This is a genomic window from Nocardia gipuzkoensis, from assembly GCF_021183645.1.
GTDB lineage: Bacteria > Actinomycetota > Actinomycetes > Mycobacteriales > Mycobacteriaceae > Nocardia > Nocardia abscessus.
Genome location: NZ_CP089225.1, coordinates 4,897,211 through 4,916,703 on the forward strand (window position 1 = coordinate 4,897,211; position 19,493 = coordinate 4,916,703).

7 protein-coding genes are annotated in these 19,493 nt (G+C 70.9%); all 7 read right to left on the bottom strand.

All coding sequences use genetic code 11. The features are described from left to right. Positions 1-135 precede the first annotated feature (135 nt). Positions 136-954 (bottom strand): ABC transporter permease, encoded by an 819-nt coding sequence (locus LTT66_RS22225; RefSeq protein ID WP_233060434.1) that lies wholly within the window; start codon positions 952-954, stop codon positions 136-138. Next, positions 954-1,772: an ABC-2 transporter permease gene (locus LTT66_RS22230; RefSeq protein WP_195064660.1), complete on the bottom strand. Its 819-nt coding sequence runs from the start codon at positions 1,770-1,772 to the stop codon at positions 954-956. Before LTT66_RS22230 ends, LTT66_RS22225 begins: the two co-directional genes overlap by 1 nt. Then, complete coding sequence (locus LTT66_RS22235) at positions 1,769-2,755, bottom strand: ATP-binding cassette domain-containing protein (protein WP_233060436.1); 987 nt, start codon at positions 2,753-2,755, stop codon at positions 1,769-1,771. The genes LTT66_RS22230 and LTT66_RS22235 overlap by 4 nt, the downstream gene beginning before the upstream one ends. Next, on the bottom strand, positions 2,752-16,056 hold the full coding sequence (locus LTT66_RS22240) for a non-ribosomal peptide synthetase (protein WP_233060437.1): 13,305 nt from the start codon (positions 16,054-16,056) through the stop codon (positions 2,752-2,754). Before LTT66_RS22240 ends, LTT66_RS22235 begins: the two co-directional genes overlap by 4 nt. Before the next feature lie 199 nt (positions 16,057-16,255). Further along, positions 16,256-16,717 carry an AMP-binding protein gene (locus LTT66_RS22245; RefSeq protein ID WP_233060439.1) on the bottom strand — a complete coding sequence of 154 codons (462 nt, stop codon included), beginning with the start codon at positions 16,715-16,717 and terminating at the stop codon, positions 16,256-16,258. Between the two features lie 138 nt (positions 16,718-16,855). Next, positions 16,856-17,950 (bottom strand): ABC transporter substrate-binding protein, encoded by a 1,095-nt coding sequence (locus tag LTT66_RS22250; RefSeq protein ID WP_233060440.1) that lies wholly within the window; start codon positions 17,948-17,950, stop codon positions 16,856-16,858. Between the two features lie 290 nt (positions 17,951-18,240). Beyond that, on the bottom strand, positions 18,241-19,050 hold the full coding sequence (locus LTT66_RS22255; protein WP_233060441.1) for a VOC family protein: 810 nt from the start codon (positions 19,048-19,050) through the stop codon (positions 18,241-18,243). Positions 19,051-19,493 lie beyond the last annotated feature (443 nt).

A 19,493-nucleotide genomic window follows, 5' to 3' on the forward strand; every position in this document is an offset into this window, starting at 1 on the left:
CGTGCTCGTGCACCTCACCGCGTCGTGCGCCCACTATCCGTCCTTTCGTCGAAGTCGTCTCCCGCGACGTTAGGAACGGGCGCTGCGGACCGGCTGGTGCCGGGCTGGGAGTTCGCTGTGGATGGCGCTGCGGGCTCAGCGCCTGCTCGCGCGGCGGTAGCCGATGCTCGCGGGCACCGCGAAGAGGAGGATCGCGCCGAGCGACCACACGACGGTGAGGGTGAGCGAGCGGGTGAGCGGGCCGCCGGAAGCGAGCGCGCGCATGGTGTCGACCGCCACGGACATGGGTTGGTTGCGGACCACCGGCTGAATCCACTTGGGGAAGGCGACCAGCGGAACGAATCCGGTGCTGAAGAACATCATCAGCGAGGTGAGGATGGTGATGCCCTCCACCAGAGTCGATTTCGCGGTGAAGACGGCGACGGAGGTGACGATGGTGGCGAAGGCGAGGCCGAACAGCACCGGGATGAACAGGAAGACGATCGTCGCCGCGAGGCCCTGGTGGAAGCGGAACCCGAGCACGAGGCCCACCAGGACGACCGCGAGGGTGCACAGAAAGATGCGGCAGCCTTCCGCGAGCACCCGTGACGCCAGACCGGAAGCGCGGTGCACCGGCAGTACCCAGAAGCGGGCCAGCAGGCCCGCGTCGCGTTCGCGGCCGAGCAGGACGCCCCCGGCCACCGCGCCGGACAGCGCGCCGACCAAGGCCACCATGGGCACCGAGCCGTACAGCGCGCTCTCGCCGGTGAACTTCTTGATCTGCCCGCCGATCACGGTGTTCAGCATGACCAGCAGCAGGCACGGGACGATCAGCGTCTCCAGCAGGGTGACCGGGTTGCGCCCCCAGCGCAGCAACAGTCGCTGGGTCTGGATCAGCGTGTGCAGCACCAAGGCCGACAGCGACAGTTCGGAGCTGGTGCGCAGCTGATCCGGGCGATTCGCCAGCGATATCATCACGCCCTCCTGGAGCTGAGCCGGATCGACAGCGGAACGCAGACGATCAGGATGCCGAGCGCCCACGCCAGTGGGGGACCCAGTAGCGACCAACTCACCTGGCCCGCGTTCGGTCCGCTGTCACCGGCGAACGCGCGCAGGGCGACGGCCCACTGCGACACCGGCTGATTGCGCACGAACGGCTGCACCCACTCCGGGAACTGATCGGCGGGAGCGATCCCGGAGGAGAGCATCCCGAAGATCAACGGCGGCAGCACCAGCGCTTGCGCGGTCGCCTCCGGGTTGCGCGACACGGTGCCGATCACGTCACCGCCCCAGATCAGCGCGAGACCGATGAGCAGCGAGAACAGCACGAAGCCGAGCGTGTGCGCGGCATCGAGATAGAAGCGGAACCCGATGAGGTGACCGCAGATCAGCGCGGTGATCACGCCGATGGCCAGCCGGAAGACGCTGCCGGACAGGCGCGCCGCGACCGGCACCAGCGGGCCGATCGGCATCGCGCCGAAGCGCCGGTTGAGCCCGGCGACCGAATCGGTGGCGGCGCGGAAGGCCGCCGAGACAGCCGTGAACGCGGCGGCCTGCAGGATCACCAGCGGCATCATGTACTGCGCGTAGCTGCTGAATCCGGTGCCGAGGACGGTCATGATGGTCTTCAGCGGGATGTAGAAGCTGGCGGTGAACGCCGCGGGCGCCAGCACCGAGGTGAGCACCTCGCCGGTCTGGACCGACGGCACGATCAGCCGGGTGGTCAGCACCCACCACTGTTGCGGTCGCAGCGGCGCCGCGCGGGTCTGGGAGAGCCAGGTCGCCGTCGTCATGACACGACCTCCGGCTGCGCGGTCTCCTCCGCCGTCGCCAGATGGCCGGTGAGTTGAAGGAAGACGTCGTCGAGTGAAGGGCGGCGCAGCGCGACATCGATGAGGTCGACGCCCGCGCTGTCCAACCGGCGCAGCGCCTCGAGCAGTGTCTTCGCGCCGTCCGGGGCGGGAACGGCGATCCGGTCGGAATCGGGGGTCAGCGCGGCGCGACTTTCCTGCGGCAGCAGCGGACCCAGGGCCGCGGCGATGGCGGGCAGGTCCTTCAGGTTCAGCGGTACCACCTCGCAGTAGCTGCCACCGGTGCGCGACTTCAGCTCGTCGGCGGTGCCTTGGGCGATCACCACGCCGTGATCGATGACGATGATCCGGTCGCTGAGCGCGTCGGCTTCCTCCAGGTACTGGCTGGTGAGCAGCGTGGTGATGCCCGCCTTCTTGAAGCCGGACACCAGATCCCACACGCCCTGCCTGCTGCGCGGATCCAGCCCGGTGGTCGGCTCGTCCAGGAACACCACGTCGGGCCGGACGACCAGCCCGCAGGCGATATCGATGCGCCTGCGCATACCGCCGGAGTAGGTGCCGACCCGGCGGCCGGCCGCACGCTCGAGATCGAACTCGGCCAGCAGTTCGTCCGCCCTGGCGCGGGCGGCCCGTTTGCGCAGGCCCATCAGCCTGCCGAACATCACGAGGTTCTCGTAGCCGCTGAGCATGTCGTCCAGCGCGGCGTACTGCCCGGTCAGCATGATGCTGCGGCGCACCGCCGCGGGCTCGGCGACCACGTCGTACCCGGCGACCGAGGCACGGCCGCGGTCCGGCCGGATCAGCGTCGACAGGGCGTTCACCGTGGTGGTCTTGCCCGCGCCGTTCGGTCCGAGGATGCCGAGCACCTCGCCCGGCTCGGCCGTGAAATCGACTCCGCGTAGTGCCTTGACCGCGCCGAAGGATTTCTCGATTCCCTCGACGACGACTCCTTGGTCGGAACTCATCCTCGGCCTCCAAGATGTGCATCGAGCGCCCGCGCGATGATCGGCAACGCCTGTGGCGCCGTCATTTCGTCGTGGGTGACGTCGATGTCGTGGTTGATGATCTCGCCGGTCACGTACGGCCGCCAGCCGTCGGGACCGAAGATGTCGGAGGTGTCGACGGTCGCGCTGAAGTACACGATGTCGCCGTCGAACACGGGGCGCTGGTAACCGGTTCTGGTTCGCGCGGCGGCGTTGTACGACCCGGCCATCCGCTCCAGCGTGGCGGCGTCGATCAGCGAGACTCCGCCGAGCCGTTCGCGGATCAGGTCGGCCGCCTGCTGGGCGGTCGCGTCCGCGGGGACGTCGTGGATGCCGAACACCGCGCCGAACGAGTTGACGAACGACCCGGCGGTGAGCCGTTCGATGCTGTGGCCGTCGATGTCGGAGGTATCGGCGTCCAGCAGCGCGACCACGCCCACCTCGGCGCCTTCGGCCTTCAGCTGGACCGCCGCCGCGTGGGCGATCAGGCCGCCGAACGACCAGCCGAGCAGGTGGTAGGGCCCTACGGGTTGCAGCGCCCGGATCTCCCGCACGTAGCGGTCGGCGAACTCCTCGATCGAGCGCGCGGGCGGTTCGTGTCCGCTGAGGTCGGGCGCTTGCAGGCCGTAGATCGGGCGGCCGGGCGCCAGCGAGTCCGCGAATCCCAGGTAGGTCCACGACATTCCGGACGACGGGTGGATGCAGAACAGCGCGGGTTCCTCGCCGCCGAGCCGGATCGGCAGCACCACGTCCAGCCCGAGCCCACCGGCCGCCGGAACGGCAGGTGTCGCCGTGGCGGCCGCTTCTTCCTCGGCGGCGATCCGCGCCGCCGGGGTCTGTGCGAAACGAGCTGCCGCGCTCAGCGTGTCGATCCACAGATCGGCCAGCTCGGCGACCTCCTCCCGGCTGAGCAGGGTGGACGGGAAGCCGAGGCTCGCCCGCAGCCGGTCCCCGATCACCACGGCGTTCACGTCGATCGCCGCCTGCAAAGGCACGTCGGGATCTTCGGTGACGTGCACGTCGCCCAGATCGTCGGTCGGCAGCCACCCCAGGCCCTCCAACCCGGCCGGGATATCGCCGGTGGAGTACCGGCCGAGGTAGTTGAAGCCGACCCGTCCCGGCAGCCGCTGCGGGAACTGCCGCGCGGTCTCGGCGTTGAGGTAGCGCAGCAAGCCGAAGCCGATGCCTTTGTCCGGCACCGCGAGCAGCTGATGCTTGACGGCGCGGATCGCCGCGCCCATCGCGGGTCCGCCGGTGAGCGCGTCATCGATGTCGATCCCCGCCAGGTCGAGGCGAACCGGGTACATGCTGGTGAACCAGCCGATGGTGCGCGAGAGGTCGGCGCCGGGCACCACTTCTTCCTGTCGGCCGTGACCTTCCAGGCGCAGCAGCGCCGACGGGTCGCAGTCGCGCCAGCGCACCAGCGCCAGCGCCAAGGTGGCCAGCAGCGCGTCATTGACGCTGCCCTGGAACAAACCGGGCAAGGTGGTGAGCAGCGCGGCGGTGACCTCCGCGGACACCTCCCGCTCGACCATGCGCAGTGCGCCGGTCCGGTCGAGGGCGGGATCCAATTCCCGGCCGCCGATCAACGGGTCGGGTCCGGCGAGCACGTCATGCCAGTACGCCAGTTCGGCGATCCGGTGTTCCGAGCGCGCCTCGTCGGCCAGCGCGTGTGCCCACCGCCGCATCGAGGTCCCGGTCTCCGCGAGCACCGGGGTATTGCCGACCGACAGCTGAGCCCAGGCGGCCACCAGATCCGGCACCAGGATGCGCCACGACACACCGTCGATGACAAGGTGGTGCGCCAGCACGATCAGCCGTCCCGCGCTGGTGCGCGCGCCCGCGACGCCCACCGGGTCCAGCCAGATGAACTGCAGCACGGTGCCGTTCGCCGGATCGAGCCGGTTCGCCGCGGCGTCCAGTTCGGTCATGGCGAACTCGTGCAGCTCGATCCGCTCGATCGCGTCGAACTCGATGCGGTGCACGAGCGCGTCCACGTCGACCGAGCCGGGCGGGCCTACCACGACGCGCGGCCCGTCATCGGCGTCGGCGACCAGCCGGGCGCGCAGGATGTCGTGCCGATCCAGCGCGGCCGTGAGCACCGCGACGATCTGCGCGCGCTCGATACCCACCGGCAGCTCCAACACCGCGGACTGGGCGAAGCGGTTGTAGTTCCCGCCACGCTGGAGCATGTAGTGCACGATCGGCGGCACCGGCAACTCGCCGACACCGCCGCCGGGCAGTTCGTCCAGCGTCACCGCCGTGCCCGCGGCGTCGACCGCCGCGGCCAGCGCCGCCACGGTGCGGTGCTCGAACACCTGCAACGGAGTGCAGCTGATGCCCTGCTGCTTGGCCCGCGACACCAGCTGGATGGCCAGGATGCTGTCGCCGCCGAGGGAGAAGAACGAATCGTCGGCGCCGACCTGCTCGACGCCGAGCAGTTCACCGAAGATCCCGGCCAGCTGCTGTTCGGTCGGTGTGGACGGTGCGCGGTAGGCGGTGCGGTCGGCGGTGAATTCCGGTTCCGGCAGCGCCTTGCGGTCCAGCTTGCCGACCGCGTTGCGCGGGATCTCGTCCAGCACCACGAACGCCGAGGGCACCATGTAGCCGGGCAGGATGTCGGCGGCGAACGCGCGTACTTTCGCCACGTCGAGTTCGACCCCGGGCGCGTGGACCAGGTACGCGGCCAGCGCGGTCGCCCCGGTGGGGCCGGGCACACCGAGCGTCACCGCGAAATCCACGCCCTCCGCGCGGCCGAGCACCGCATCGATCTCGCCCAGCTCGATGCGCTGGCCGCGCACCTTGACCTGGAAGTCGGTGCGGCCCAGATACTCCAGTTCAAGTCCCGCCTCGCCGCGGATCCAGCGCACCAAGTCGCCGGTTCGGTACATCCGTTCGCCCGCGGCGCCGAACGGGTTCGCGTGGAAGCGGGCCGCGGTGAGACTCGGCCGCGCGTGGTAGCCGCGAGCCAGCGCGGGTCCGGCGAGGTACAGCTCGCCCGCAACGCCCACCGGGACCGGGCGCAGCCGGTCGTCGAGCACCAGCGCGGCGGCGCCGTGGACCGGTGTGCCGATGGTAACGGGCATGCCGAGTTCCATCGGCGCGGAACCCGTTGCCCAAATGGTGAATTCGGTGGGTCCGTACAGGTTGACCATGGTGCGTCCGGTGGCCCAGCGTTCGACCAGCTCGGCGCCGACCGCTTCACCGACCGACGCGAGCACCCGCACGCCGGCCAGTTCGGCGGGATCGAGGGTGGCCAGCGCGGAGGGTGTGATCACCAGGTGCGTGACCTGCTCGGCGGCGATCAGCTCGGCGAGTGCGCTGCCGCCGAACACCTCCGGCGGCGCTACCACCGACGCGCCACCCGAGCCGAACGCCATGAGCGCTTCGAACAGCGACGCGTCGAAACTCGGCGACGCCACCTGCAGTACCCGGGAGTGCTCGTCCAATTCGAGGGACTTCTGTTGCGCCGCGACGAAATCGGCGACGCCGCGGTGGGAGACCGAGACGCCCTTCGGTGTGCCGGTGGAGCCGGAGGTGTAGATCATCCATGCCGCGTTGTCCAGCCGGATCGGGCTGGACAGTTCACGCTCGTCCAGCGGGCGGCTGCTCGCGGCGCTCCAGCGTTCCACGAGGGCCAGGTCATCGAGCACCAGCCAATTCGTGCTGTCGGGCAGCATCGGACGGAACGCGGCGAGGGTGAGGCCCAGCGTCGCGCCGGAGTCGGTGAGCATATGGTCGATGCGGTCGATCGGGTGCTTCGGGTCGACCGGCAGGAACGCCGCACCGGCCTTGGCGGCGGCCCACACACCGGTGAGCAGTTCGGCCGAGCGCGGAAGTCCCAGCGCCACCACGGTTTCCGGGCCAGCGCCCTCCTCGCGCAACACCCGCGCGAGGCGGTTGGCGTGCGCGTCGATCTCCCGATAAGTGGTGATGTATCCGCCGACCACCAGGGCGGGCCGATCCGGGAAACGCTGGGCGGTCTCGGTCAGCAGCCGTGGAAGCGTCGTCGTTCCGACGGTTTCGGGACCGCGTACCGGCACCAGCGTCGCGCGTTCGGCGTCGTCGAGGATGTCGATGTCGGCGATGCGCACCTCGGGCCGCGCCAGCACCGCAGCGAGCACGCGCCGCCACCGGCTGGCGAACGCGGCCATCGTCGCCTCGTCGAACAGATCCGTGGCGTAGGTCAGCACCGCGTCGATCCCCGCCGGACCGCCGGCGGTGAAGCGCTCGCGCAGATCCAGGGTCAGATCGAACTGGGAGGCGTTGCGATCGAAATCCTCCACCTCGAACCGCAGGCCGGGCAGCTCCAGCACCGGTTCGACGAAGTTCTGCAGCGACAGCGAGACCTGGAACAGCGGGTGGTGCGCGGTCGAGCGAGCCGGATCCAGCACCTGGACCAACCGCTCGAACGGCACGTCCGCGTTGGCGAAGGCGTCCAGGTCCGCGGACCGGACGGTGTCCAGGAACGCGGCGAAACCCGCTCCGGTATCGACCGGGGTGCGCAGCGCCAGGGTGTTGACGAACATGCCGACGAGTTGGTCGAGCGCCTCCTCGCCACGGCCGGCCACCGGGGTGCCGATCAGCACGTCGTCGGTGCCGCCGAGGCGCGCGAGCAGCGCCGCGAGCGCGGCGTGCACGACCATGAACGGGCTGACGCTGTGCCCGGCGGCGAAGTCCACCAGCGCTCGGTGCGTCTCGCTGTCGACGGTGAAGCCGAAGTCGGCGCTGTGCATGGTCTGTACCGCCGGGCGTGGCCGGTCGGCGGGCAGTTCCAGCACGTCGGGTGCGCCCGTCAGGGTCTCGCGCCAGAACCCGATCTGGCGCGCCGCCAGTGATTCCGGGTCGACCTCGTCGCCGAGCACCTCGCGATGCCAGAGCGCGAAGTCGGCGTACTGCACCGGCAACGGGACGCGGACGGCGTGCCCGCCACCGGCCCGCTCGGAGTAGGCGGCGACCAGGTCGGCGGCCAGCGGCGCCATCGACGCGCCGTCCGCGCTGATGTGGTGCACCACCAGCACGACGACGTGCACCGGCGGCGTGGCGGCCGAGAACTCTCCGGGGCCCGCGGCGTAGCCCGACGCCACCGGTGCGCGCCCGGCGACGGCGCCGGAGGAGACCGGCGCGTCGCCGGTGGAAGGCCCCGATGACACCGGCCCGGCACCGCCGGAAGGCTCCGGGCCGCCGTGCAGCCGGAACAGCCCCACTCGCAGCGGCGGTTGGGTGGCGAGGTCGAATCCGGTACCCGCCAGCTCGGTGATCCGCTCGCGCAGGGCGGGGCCGTCCTCGGTGGCGGTCACCGGCATCGTGGGCACGGCCACGTCGGCGCCGATCACCACCTGGCGGGGGCCCTCCGCGTCCGCCGGGTAGAGCGTGCGCAGGCTCTCGTGCCGCTCGACCACGTCGGCGAGAGCGCCGCGCATCGCCTCGACGTCCAGATCGCCGGTCAGCCGCAGCGCCACTGCGATGTTGTAGGCGGGCGAGGCCGGATCCATCCGGTTGAGCACCCACATGCGCTGCTGCGCGGGAGACAGCGGAACGCGATCGGGCCGGATCCGCGGTGCGAGGACGAACCGGCCCGCCGCCGCGCCGGTGGCGGGGACCACCCGGGCCGACAGCTGGGCCACGGTCGGCGCGTCGAACAGGTCGCGCAGTGCGATCCGCGATCCGAGCGCCGCGTTCACCCGCGCCACCACCTTGGTCGCGCTCAGTGAATTGCCGCCGAGTTCGAAGAACGACAGGTCGACGCCGACGCGCTCGCGGTCGAGCACCTCACCGAACACCGCGGCCACCGCCTCCTCGACCGGCGTGCGCGGCGCGAGGTAGGGCCGATGGCTCTCCGAGAAGTCCGGCACCGGAAGGGCTTTGCGATCGAGTTTGCCCACCGGTGTGAGCGGGATCGAATCGAGCACGACGAGGTAGCCCGGCACCATGTAGCCGGGCAGTTCTGCGGCCACCTGGGCGCGCAGCCGCTCGACGTCCAGGCGCACGCCCTCGGCGGGCAGCACGTAGGAGACCAGCACAGTCGTCCCGGCCGGACCGGTGCGCCCGATGGTCACCGCGTACTCGACCTCGTCGTCGCGGGAGAGCACCGCGTCGATCTCACCCAGCTCGATGCGCAAACCGCGGATCTTGACCTGGAAGTCGCTGCGGCCCAGATACTCCAGCTCGTAGCCGCCGTCGTTGTCGACCCAGCGCACCATGTCGCCGGTGCGGTACATCCGCCGGCCCGGTTCGCCGAAGGGGTCGGCGACGAACCTGCTCGCGGTCATCTCGAACCGGTTGAAGTAGCCGCGGGCGAGCGCGGGGCCCGCCAGGTACAGCTCGCCGGGCACCCCCACCGGCACCGGACGCAGCCAGGCGTCCAGCACCATGGTCGCCGCGCCGCGGATGGGGCCGCCGATCGTGATCGGCTCGCCCGCGACGAGTTCGGCGGGCCCCGTCGCCCAGATGCTGAACTCGGTGGGGCCGTACAGGTTCACCATGCGCCTGCCCGGTGCCCACCGCTCGATCAGCTCCGGCGTCGCCGCCTCGCCCGCGACCGCGAGCACGCGCAGGTGTTCCAGGCCGGCGGGTTCCATGGTGGCCAGCGCCGACGGCGTGATCACCGCGTGGGTGACGCGCTGGGTGCGCAGCAGGTTCTCCAGTTCCGTCCCGCCGTAGACGTCCGGTGGCGACACCACCAGCCTGCCGCCCGCGCCGTGCGCGATGAGCAGCTCGAACACCGAGGCGTCGAAGCTCGGTGAGGCCACCTGCAGCGCGCTGGCGGTGGGGTCCAGCCCGAGCGTCGCGCGTTGCGCGGCAACGAGATCGGCGATGCCGCGGTGGCTGAGCAGTACGGCCTTGGGCTTGCCGGTGGAGCCGGAAGTATAGATCAGGTACGCCGTCTGGTCGAGGTCGATCGGCCCGCCGCGTTCTTCGTCGGTGATCGGCGCTTCGGAGACGGTCATCACCCGCCGGATGGTGTTGAGGTCGTCGAGCAGCAGCCAGTCGATCGTGCCGGGCAGTGTCTCGCCGGTGGCGGTGACCGTCACGCCGATCGGGGCTTTCGAGTCGCTGAGCATGTGCTCGATGCGTTCCACCGGGTAGTTCGGGTCCAGTGGCGCGAATGCCGCGCCGGTCTTGGCCAGCGCCCACACGGCGATCACCGATTCCAGCGAGCGGGTCAGCGCCAGCACGACGAACACCTCGCGTCCGACTCCGCGGCGCAGCAGCACCCGGGCGTAGCGGTTGGACCAGGCGTCGAGTTCGCCGTAGGACATGGTGAGCTCACCGGCGGTGATCGCGATCGCTTCCGGATCGATCCGTGCGCCCGCCATGAGCAGTTCGGGCAGCGTGGCCTGCGGTACCGACTCCGGACCGCGCACCGGCACCAGCGCGGCACGCTCGGCGTCGTCGCAGTACTGCAACTGGGAGACCAGCGCGTGCGGGTTGTCCGCGAGCTGGGTGAGCAACCGGACGAAGCGATCCAGCAGCGGCCGCGCCGCCTCGGCCGGAAGCTGGTCGGCCATGTACTTCAGCGTGATCCGCAGGGTGTCGCTGCTGTCGTCGCCGCGCAGCGGGATCACCATGAGATTCAGCGGATACGGCGTCGCGTCGGTGCCTTCCACGTCGAGCACCCGCATGCCCGCGATGTCCAGCGCCTGCGACAGCGCTTCGCGATCGATCGGATAGGACTCGAACACGGTCAGCGTGTCGAACAGTTCGGCGAGGCCGACCGCCTGGTGGATGGCGGCCAGCCCGACATGCTGATGGTCCATCAGCCGGGCCTGCTCGGATTGCAGGCGCGCGAGCAGGTCGGACACCTTCTCCGCCGGATCGAGCCGCACCCGCACCGGCAGCGTGTTGATGAACAGGCCGACCATCTCCTCGACCCCGGCCAGCTCCGGCGGCCGTCCCGAGACGGTGCCGCCGAAGACCACGTCGGTGCGACCGGTGAGCATCGCGAGCAGCATCGCCCAGGCGGCCTGCACCAAAGTGTTCACCGTGGCGCCCGCTTCCCGGCCCGCGGTCTCCAGCTGGGCCACGGTGGCGCGGGAGAGGTCGGCGGAGATCATCCCGGTTTCGGTCGATTCGATGCCCGCGAGGGTCGGCACCGCGCGCGTCGGCGTGTCGACACCGGCCAGCGATTCGGTCCACGCCCCGAGGGATTCCGCGTCATCCCTGGTCGCCAGCCAGGTCAGGAACTCACGATAGGAGTGCGCGGGCGGCAGCGCCGCGGCGTCACCGTCGGTGACGTAGAGGGTGAGCAGTTCGCGCACGAGCAGCGGCGTCGACCAGCCGTCCAGCACCAGGTGGTGGTTGGTGAGCACGAAACGGTAGGTGTCGGAGGCGATCCGGATGAGCGTGCAGCGCAGCAGCGGGGGACGGGTGAGCTCGAACCGGGTGCGCGCGTCGAGCGCGATCAGCCGATCGAGTTCTCCGGCCCGCTCGTGCTCGTCGGCGATGCCGGTGAGATCCGCCTCCCGCCAGTCGATCTCGGCGTCGGCCAGCACGAGCTGGCGCGGACCGTCCTCGGTCTCGACGAAGGCGACGCGCAGGTTCTCGTGGCGGGTGACCAAAGCCTGTGCGGCGCGGCGCAAGCGGGCCGCGTCGACGGTGCCCGCCAGGGTGAGCAAGGACTGCACCGTGTAACCGTCGGCGGTGTCGGAGTCGTAGAGCGCGTGGAAGAGCAGGCCGTACTGCAGAGGCGAGAGCGGCCACACATCGGCGAGATTCGGATAGTCGCGCTCCCAGGCGTCGATCTGCGCTTGGGTGACGGTGACCAGGTCGAAGTCCGACGGGGTGCGTCCACCCGCGCTCGCGGCTCCGGCGTGCTCGGCCAGCGCGCCGAGCGCCTGCTCCCACAGCGTGGCGAGTTCGGCGATGTCCGCGTCGTCGAACAGGCGACCGGCGTAGGCCCAGGTCACCTCGAGGCCGGTGTCGGTGAGCACGGCGTTGATGTCGACCGTGGCGGCCAGCGGCGCGCGGTCGTCCTGGGTCGCGGCGAACCGGCGCGGCAGCCAAGGCTCCGCTTCGCCGCCGGTGGACGCGCGGCCGAGGTAGTTGAAGCTGATCTGCGGGGTGGGTGCGTCCGCGAGCGCCGCCGCGGTGCTCGGGACCAGGTAGCGCAGCATTCCGAACCCGATGCCCTTGTCCGGCAGGGCGCGCAGCTGTTCCTTGGTCGCCTTGATCGCGGCGCCCGCCGCGGCGCCGCCCGCGAACGCGTCCGCCACGTCGATGCCGGTCAGGTCGACCGCGACCGGGTAGACGCTGGTGAACCACCCCACGGTGCGAGCCACGTCGGCGCCGGGCAGGATGCTCTCCGTGCGGCCGTGGCCCTCCAGGGTGAACAGCGCCGAGGTGCGTCCACGCCACCGGGTCACCGCCAGCGCGAGCGCGGCGAGCAGTACGTCGTCGGCGCCGCAGTGGAAACGGTCCGGTGCGGTGGAGAGCACGGTCCGCGCGATGTCGGGCGCAACGACGGTCGTCCGCTGCGCCATCGTGGCCACCACATCGAGCGCGGGGTCCATCGGCGCCGAGCCGAGCGCCGGGTCGGGTGTGGCCAGGATGCGTTGCCACAGCGGCAGTTCCGTGGTGCGCGTGGGCGCATGCTCACGCTGTCCGTGCGCCCAGCGCCGGAACGAGGTACCCACCGGCGCGAGCGGGGCGCCCAGCGCGGCGGTGGCCAGATCCGGCAGCAGGATGCGCCAGGAGATGCCGTCGGTGACCAGATGGTGCAGCACCAGCCACAGCAGCCCAGCGGCGTCGGCGCGCTCGATCCACACGAAGCGCGCGATCACGCCCGCCTCCGGGTCGAGCAGATCGGCGGCGCGCTGCAATTCGCGCTCGCAGGTCGCGTCGAGATCGCCGTCCGCGGGCACGACCTCCAGCGCGGTGCCCGCGTCCACCGTGCCGGGTTCGGCTACCACCCAGCTCCAGCCGTCGCCGGCGCGGCGCAGCGTCGAGCGCAGCGCGTCGTGCCGGTCCAGCAGCGCTTGCAGCGCGGTGACCAGGCTCGCGCGCTCGAGGTCGGCGGGCAGCTCGATCAGCACGGCCTGGGCGAACCGCCGCCAAGTGTCACCCGGCTCGAGCATCGCGTGCACGATCGGCGTGAGCTCCACCTCGCCGACCCCGCCGCCGGGCAGCTCGTGCACCACCGCGACCGGAACATCGGTGGCCACCGCGGCCAGGGCCGCGACGGTCTTGCGCTCGAAGACATCCCGCGCGCTGAACCCGATCCCGGCCGCCTTCGCCCGGGACACCAACTGGATCGAGACGATGCTGTCGCCGCCGAGCGCGAAGAAGCTTTCGTCGACGCCCACCGCATCCAGGCCGAGCACCTGCGCGAACAGTGCGGCGAGCGTTTCCTCGCGCGGCGTGGACGGCGGCCTGCTCGTGGTGGCGCGGGCGCCGAAGTCCGGTGCGGGCAGCGCTTTGCGGTCCACTTTGCCCAGCGGGGTGAGCGGGAGGCCGTCGAGCACCATGATCACCGCGGGCACCATGTAGGCCGGAAGCGATTCCCCGGCGGCGGCTTTCAGCGCCTCCGGATGGATTTCCGCTCCCGGTTTCGGCAGCACGTAGGACACGAGCGCGGTGGCGCCGGAACCGGTTTCGGCGCCGAGGGTGAGCGCGAAGTCGACATCGGGGTGCCGCTGCAGGGCGGCGTCGATCTCGCCGAGCTCGATGCGGAAGCCGCGCACCTTCACCTGGAAGTCGCTGCGACCCTGGTACTCCAGTTCGACGCGTCCGTCGCGCTCGACCCAGCGCACCAGGTCGCCGGTGCGGTACATGCGTTCGCCGGTCGCGTAGGGGTTGGCGACGAATCGGTCGGCGGTGAGCCCGTTGCGCCGGTGGTAGCCGCGGGCCACGCCGGGACCGGCGAGGTAGAGCTCACCGGTGGTACCCGGCGGCAGCGGACGCAGCCACGGGTCGAGGACCACGGCCGATACCTCGCGGGCCAGACCGCCGATGGTGACCGGGCCGTCAAGTGACAGCGGGGCGCTGAGGGTGACGGTGACGGTGGTCTCGGTGGGGCCGTAGCCGTTCAGCAGTGTCCGGCCGGACCATTTCGCGACCAGCTCCGGCGGGCAGGCGTCGCCGCCGACGATCACGGTGCGCAGCTCGGGCAGGGTCGCCGGGTCCAGCGATCCCACGACGGCCGGGGTCACGTTCAGGTGTGTGACGCGGTGAGTGCGCAGCACGTGGGCCAGTTCCTCGCCGGCGTACGCCGACGGCGGCACGACCGCCAGCGTCGCGCCCGCCGCGAGGGTCACCAGGATCTCCTCGACGGAGATGTCGAAACTGGGCGAGACGGCATGGGCCACAACGGAAGTCGCGTCGACACCGAATCCGGCGCCGGAGCTCGCCACCAGGTTGGCCAGCCCGCGGTGCGGGACGAGCACGCCTTTGGGCAGCCCGGTCGAGCCGGAGGTGTAGATGATGTACGCGACCTGGTCGGGGTGCACCGCGGCGGTCCGCTCGGCATCGGTCAGCGGTGCGGCGTCCTGATCGGCCACCGCCCGCTCGGTCTCCTCGTCATCGAGGATCAGCCAGGACACCCGGTCCGGCAACGACTTTCGCGCGGAGGCCAGCGTGATTCCCGCGACCACCCCGCTGTCGCCGAGCATGTGCTCGATGCGGTCGGCCGGATAGGTCGGGTCGATCGGCACGAAAGCCGCGCCGGTCTTGGCCACCGCGATCGTCGCCAGCACCGACTGAATGGACCGCGGGATCGAGATCGCGACGGTGCGCTCGGGCCCGGCGCCCGCGGCGATCAGCGCCCTGGCCAGCCGGTTGGTGTAGTCGTCCATCTGGCGGTAGGTCAGCGCGCTCTCGCCTTCCACGAGCGCGGTCGCCAGCGGATCGCGGGCCGCGCCCTCGGCGAGGATGGCGGGCAGCGTCCGCGCCGCGACGCCCGCGGGGCCGCGTCCGGGAGCGAAGTCGGCGCGCTCGTCGTCCGACAGCGCCGGAACGGTCGCCAGCGGCGCGTCCGGTCCGGCAGCGAGGAAGCGGTGCAGGAACGACAGGAACCGGCGGTGCTGCGCGGTCAGTTCGGCGTCGGTGTAGAGGTTGCCGTTGGCCTGGAAGTCGATATGCGTGCTCTCGCCGCCGACGCCCGGGTACAGGTTGACGAACAGGTCATCGATCAACCCGGAGGTCAGCACGTGCAGCCGCCCGGTGACCGGGCCGAGCTGGATCCTGGTGTCGACCATCATGAGGTTCACCGAGGGGCCGAACGACCCGGCCTCGTCCATCGGCCAGCCGAGGTCGCGGAAGATGTCCTCCTGCCGGTAGCGCTGGCGGCGCAGCGCCCCCGTCAGCTCGCCCTGGGCCGCGCGGATCACGTCCCCGACCGTCGTGGCCGCTGTCAGCCGCAGGCGCAGCGGGACCACGTTGGCGATCATGCCGCCGGAACGCCGCAGCGTCGCGGTGGTGCGCGCGGACACCGGCAGGCTCAGCACGACTTCCGGTGCGCCGGTCATCGCGGACAGATACGCGCCGAAGGCGGCGACTACGGTCGGAGCGACACCGGAGGACACCTGATCGGCGACGGTGTCCAGCAGTTCCGCGGTGCCAGCGGGCAGCGCGCCCGCGACCCGGCTCGGGTGCCCGTTCACGCCCGCGGTGCGACCGGCCAGGTTCACCGGGTCGGCCATGCCGTCCAGGTGGGCGAGCCAGTGCTCCCGATCGGCGCTGAACCGCTCGGAACTGCGATAGGCCAGATCCGCCTCGACGATCTTGCGCAGATCCTCCGCTTTCGCGGGTGGGGGCTCGCGGCCCTCGACAGCGGCGTTGTAGAGCTCACCCGTGCGCTGCACCATGGTCAGCGCGCCCATGCCGTCGAGCACGATGTGGTGGATTCGCGAGTACCAGAACCAGCGGTCGGCGCCGACCCGCAGCATGGTCATGCGCACCAGCCGGTCGCGGGTCAGTTCCAGCGGGGTCTCGTACTCCGCGCGCATCCACGCCTGCGCGGCCGCCTCCGGGTCGGGCTCGGAGCGGAAGTCGAGCGATTCCAGGCTGTCGTCCAGGGTGGTGTCGACGAATTGGAACGGATGACCCTCCACTTCGATCAGGCGGAGGTAGCCGGTGCCGAACTCGCGCCCGGCCTGCCGCGCCGCGTGCGCGAGCAGATCCAGGTCGACCGGGCCGTTCAATTCGACGTACTGGGCGATGGAGATCGGAGTGTCACCGGCGACGTGCTGGGCGAACCAGATGCCGCGCTGTGCCGCCGACAGGGCGAAGGCCCCGTCGGGAAGAACCGTGTCCGTATCTTTCGCCGAAAGGGAAGGCTGTTGCATGACGTGTCCTACGTTCTGACCGCGGATCGGGCTACCCGGCGAGGACCGCCCGTAGCCACCGCGGTAGCGGTAGTACCTGCCGCCGCGCAGCTCGCGGCAAGTCAATTCTGAACCGGCGCGGGCGGCGCTGCGGGGGTATTGCGCACACTGCGCGACCCGAACATCGCTGTTCGGGTCGCGGGGGGAGGGGTTTGCCCGGTCAGGCGGCTGCCGGGAGCAGATCCAGGTCGGCCGCGCGCAGCGGGGCGGCGGAGCTGGTCAGGTAGCGCTGCAGGGTCGAGCGCTCGTCCAGCACCAGCCAGGTGATCTCGCCGTCGTGCTCGGGCTGCTGATCCTTGGTGGTGATGCCCACCGTGGTGCCGAGCGCGTAGGAGCCGTCCTCGGTGACCGGGACGGTGCCGGCGCCGATCTTGGTGGCGGCCCGCTCGGTCACGACCGACTCGATCGGCTGGTCGATCGCGACCGCGATGCGGCTGCCGGGGCCGGCGCCGATGCCGAGCAGCAGCCGGGCGAGGCGGTTGGACCAGCGATCGAGTTCGGCGTAGGTGAGGTCGCAATCGGCGGTGGAGACCACGACCGCCTGCGGATCGACGACGGCGACGGGCTGGGCCGGCGGCAGGACGTAGAGGTTGTCGGCGAGCGAATCGGTCAGCGTGTGCATGTCGTGTCCTCGAGTGTCGATTAAGAGGTGTTTGGCGTACCTCTTAATCTCGTCCTCGGGACGGGCTTCCGACAGCAACCCCAGCGCTGGTCCGAGCACTCCGAGGGTGGGGGAAATCCCACCCAAGGGGGTGGGTGGTCAGTCGGTCACGTAACCGTTGAGCGTGTTGCGCAGATCGGTGAGCAGGGCGCGGGCGGCGGTGAGGCCGTCGCCGTGCCAGACGCTGTCCTCCACGGCGAACACCCGGCGGTCGGTGGCGGCGCCGAGTTCCTTCCACTCGTCGGAGCGCAGCACCGCTTCCCCGTGCTTCTTGCCCTCCTGGCCCGCGAGGATCACGTAGATCACGTCGCCCTCCACCTTCGTGGCGAACTCGTCCTCGCGCACGTCGAACGACGTGCCGCGCTGGGCTTCGGGGCGCTGCACGCCCGCGTCGCCGAGCACCTGGCCCGCGAAGCTGTCACCGCCCTGCACCCGGTCGGTGTCGGCGGTGAACCGGATGACCGACGCCTGGGTCTGGGCGGCCGCCAGCGCGGTACCGGTCTGGTTCGCTTCGGTGCGGTAATCCCGCAGTGCGGTCTCCGCCGCTTCGAGACGTGCCGAACCCGCTGCGTACGCGGCGAATTCGGCCTGCCAGCCGTTGTTCGAGCCGACCAGCACGGTCGGGGCGATGGCCTGCAGCGCGCTGAAACTCGCCGCGCCGGTGGAGATCTCCCCCAGAATCAGATCGGGGTGCAAGTCCGCGATCCGGGCCGGATCGGGCTGGGCGGCGGTGCCGACACCGGGGATCTTCAACACGCCGGTACCGAGGTAGGCCGGTTGCGGGCTCGGTCCGTCGACGGTCACCGTACCCACGACGCGCTCCCACAGGCCGAGTGCGCAGACCGCGTCCAGTGCGGCCGTGCTGAGTACGACGATGCGCTGCGGGTCGGCGGGTACCTCGGAGACGCCCGCCGCGTGGGTGACGCTGCGGGTCGCCCCGCCCGCCGGATCGGGTGCGCTCGGCAGCGCGCACGCGCGCGTGGTGTCCCGCTCCAGCCCGACGACCCCCGCGCCGGCGATATTGGTGGTGGTGCGCACGATGGAGGCGGAATCGTCGGTGGTGCCACCGCAACCGGCGACGATCAGCGCGGCACACCCGGCCACGACGGCCCGGAACCGGCGGCCGGTCGCGCCGTTTCGATTGCGGACTGCGCGAATTCGGGTGCGTCCATGTATCACGTCGCTCACCGGCATGCGAGTGAGGGTACATGTCGGCGCAGGTCGTCCCCTGGGTGAGGTCGCGGCGGCGAGCGTCCGTGTGCCGGGCTCGGCGCAGACGAACAGTTCGCCGGGTTGCGCGACGAATCGACGGTCCCAGTGCGAGGAGTGCACCGGCCGGTCGCGGTCGTCGCGAACTCGGGGACGCCATGGCGCAGTTGGCGCGTGCGAGGTGACGGCAGCCCGCGTCCATGCTCGGCCCGCATGACGTGCCCGGGTAGGACGACGTGCCCGGGTAGGACAGAGCATCTTCGTGAGTGCCGCCGCTATCGAGCTCGGTCGCCGCCGATGCTGAAGCGGGCGCCGGTGGCGTCGGTGACCGCGGACATGCGGCCGTACGGGGTGTCCTCGGGCGGGGAGAGCACCGAGCCGCCGAGTTCGACGAGTCGTTCGACGGTCTTGTCCACGTCGTCGGCGCCGAAGTAGACGGTCCACGCGGCGGGGGCGCCTTCGGGCAGGAACGCCGAGGCGTCCATGACGCCGCCGAGCATCGGGCTCTCGGCGTGGATGGTGGAGTAGCGGAACTCCGGGGCGTCGGAGATGGTGAAGACGTCCGACCAACCGAACACGTCCCGGTAGAACGCCAGCGAGGCGTCGTAGGCGCGGGTGTGCAGCTCGAACCAGGACGGCGCGCCCTCGTGGTCGCGCCACTGCCCACCGGAGACCAGGCCGATGGTCTCGAACCCGGGGAACGTCCCGGCCTCCCAGATGCCGACGCCCGCGCCTCCGACGTCGCCGAGCACGGCCATCGTGCCCAGGTCGCCGACCGCCATCGGCGGCACGATCAGCGACGCACCCGCCGCCGTCGCCGCGTCCGCGGTGGCCTGGGCACCGGAGCTGGCCAGATACACCGTCCACTGCTCCGGGCTGTCGGTGTCGCCGGGCATCCTGGCCATCGCGCCCGCCACCGCGCGCCCGTCTTTTCGGAAGGTGACATACCCGCCGAACTCCTCGCCCGCGCTCTCGGCGGTCCAGCCGAACAGGTCGCGGTAGAACTCGATACTCCGATCGAGGTCGGAGGTGTACAGCTCGACCCAACAGGGATCGCCGGGCTTCGTACCGTTCGGTTTCGTCATCACTGGTCTCCTGGCCTGAGGTGTAGTGGTGTCACCGATACAGACGCCCCCCACCCGCGGAACTCATCGGTCCACGATCCCGGATAAGCGGTAGCGCGTGTGCAGCCCGACCTCTCGGACTCCACCTCGCTCAATCGCCGTATCCATGCGCGCAGCGGTGCCGCCTTACGTGCCCAGCGCACCCCGACCACGTCTTTCGAGCGAAGCGAGACCGAGCATGCGCCGTTCGCGGCCCGGCTCGTGTCCGAGCGGCCGCCGCGTCCGCGACGTAGTCGCCAGCGGCGGTCGCTCGGACGCGAGCCATAAAGGGGCCGCGAACACCCAGCGCCGCAGGCGCTGGCAAACCAACACAGCGAACAAATACGACAGAGAGTAGGACCCGTTCGGTCGGCTCGGGGGGCGCGGGTTTACGATTCGAAGAGCGCAAGCGAACTGTCGTCTGT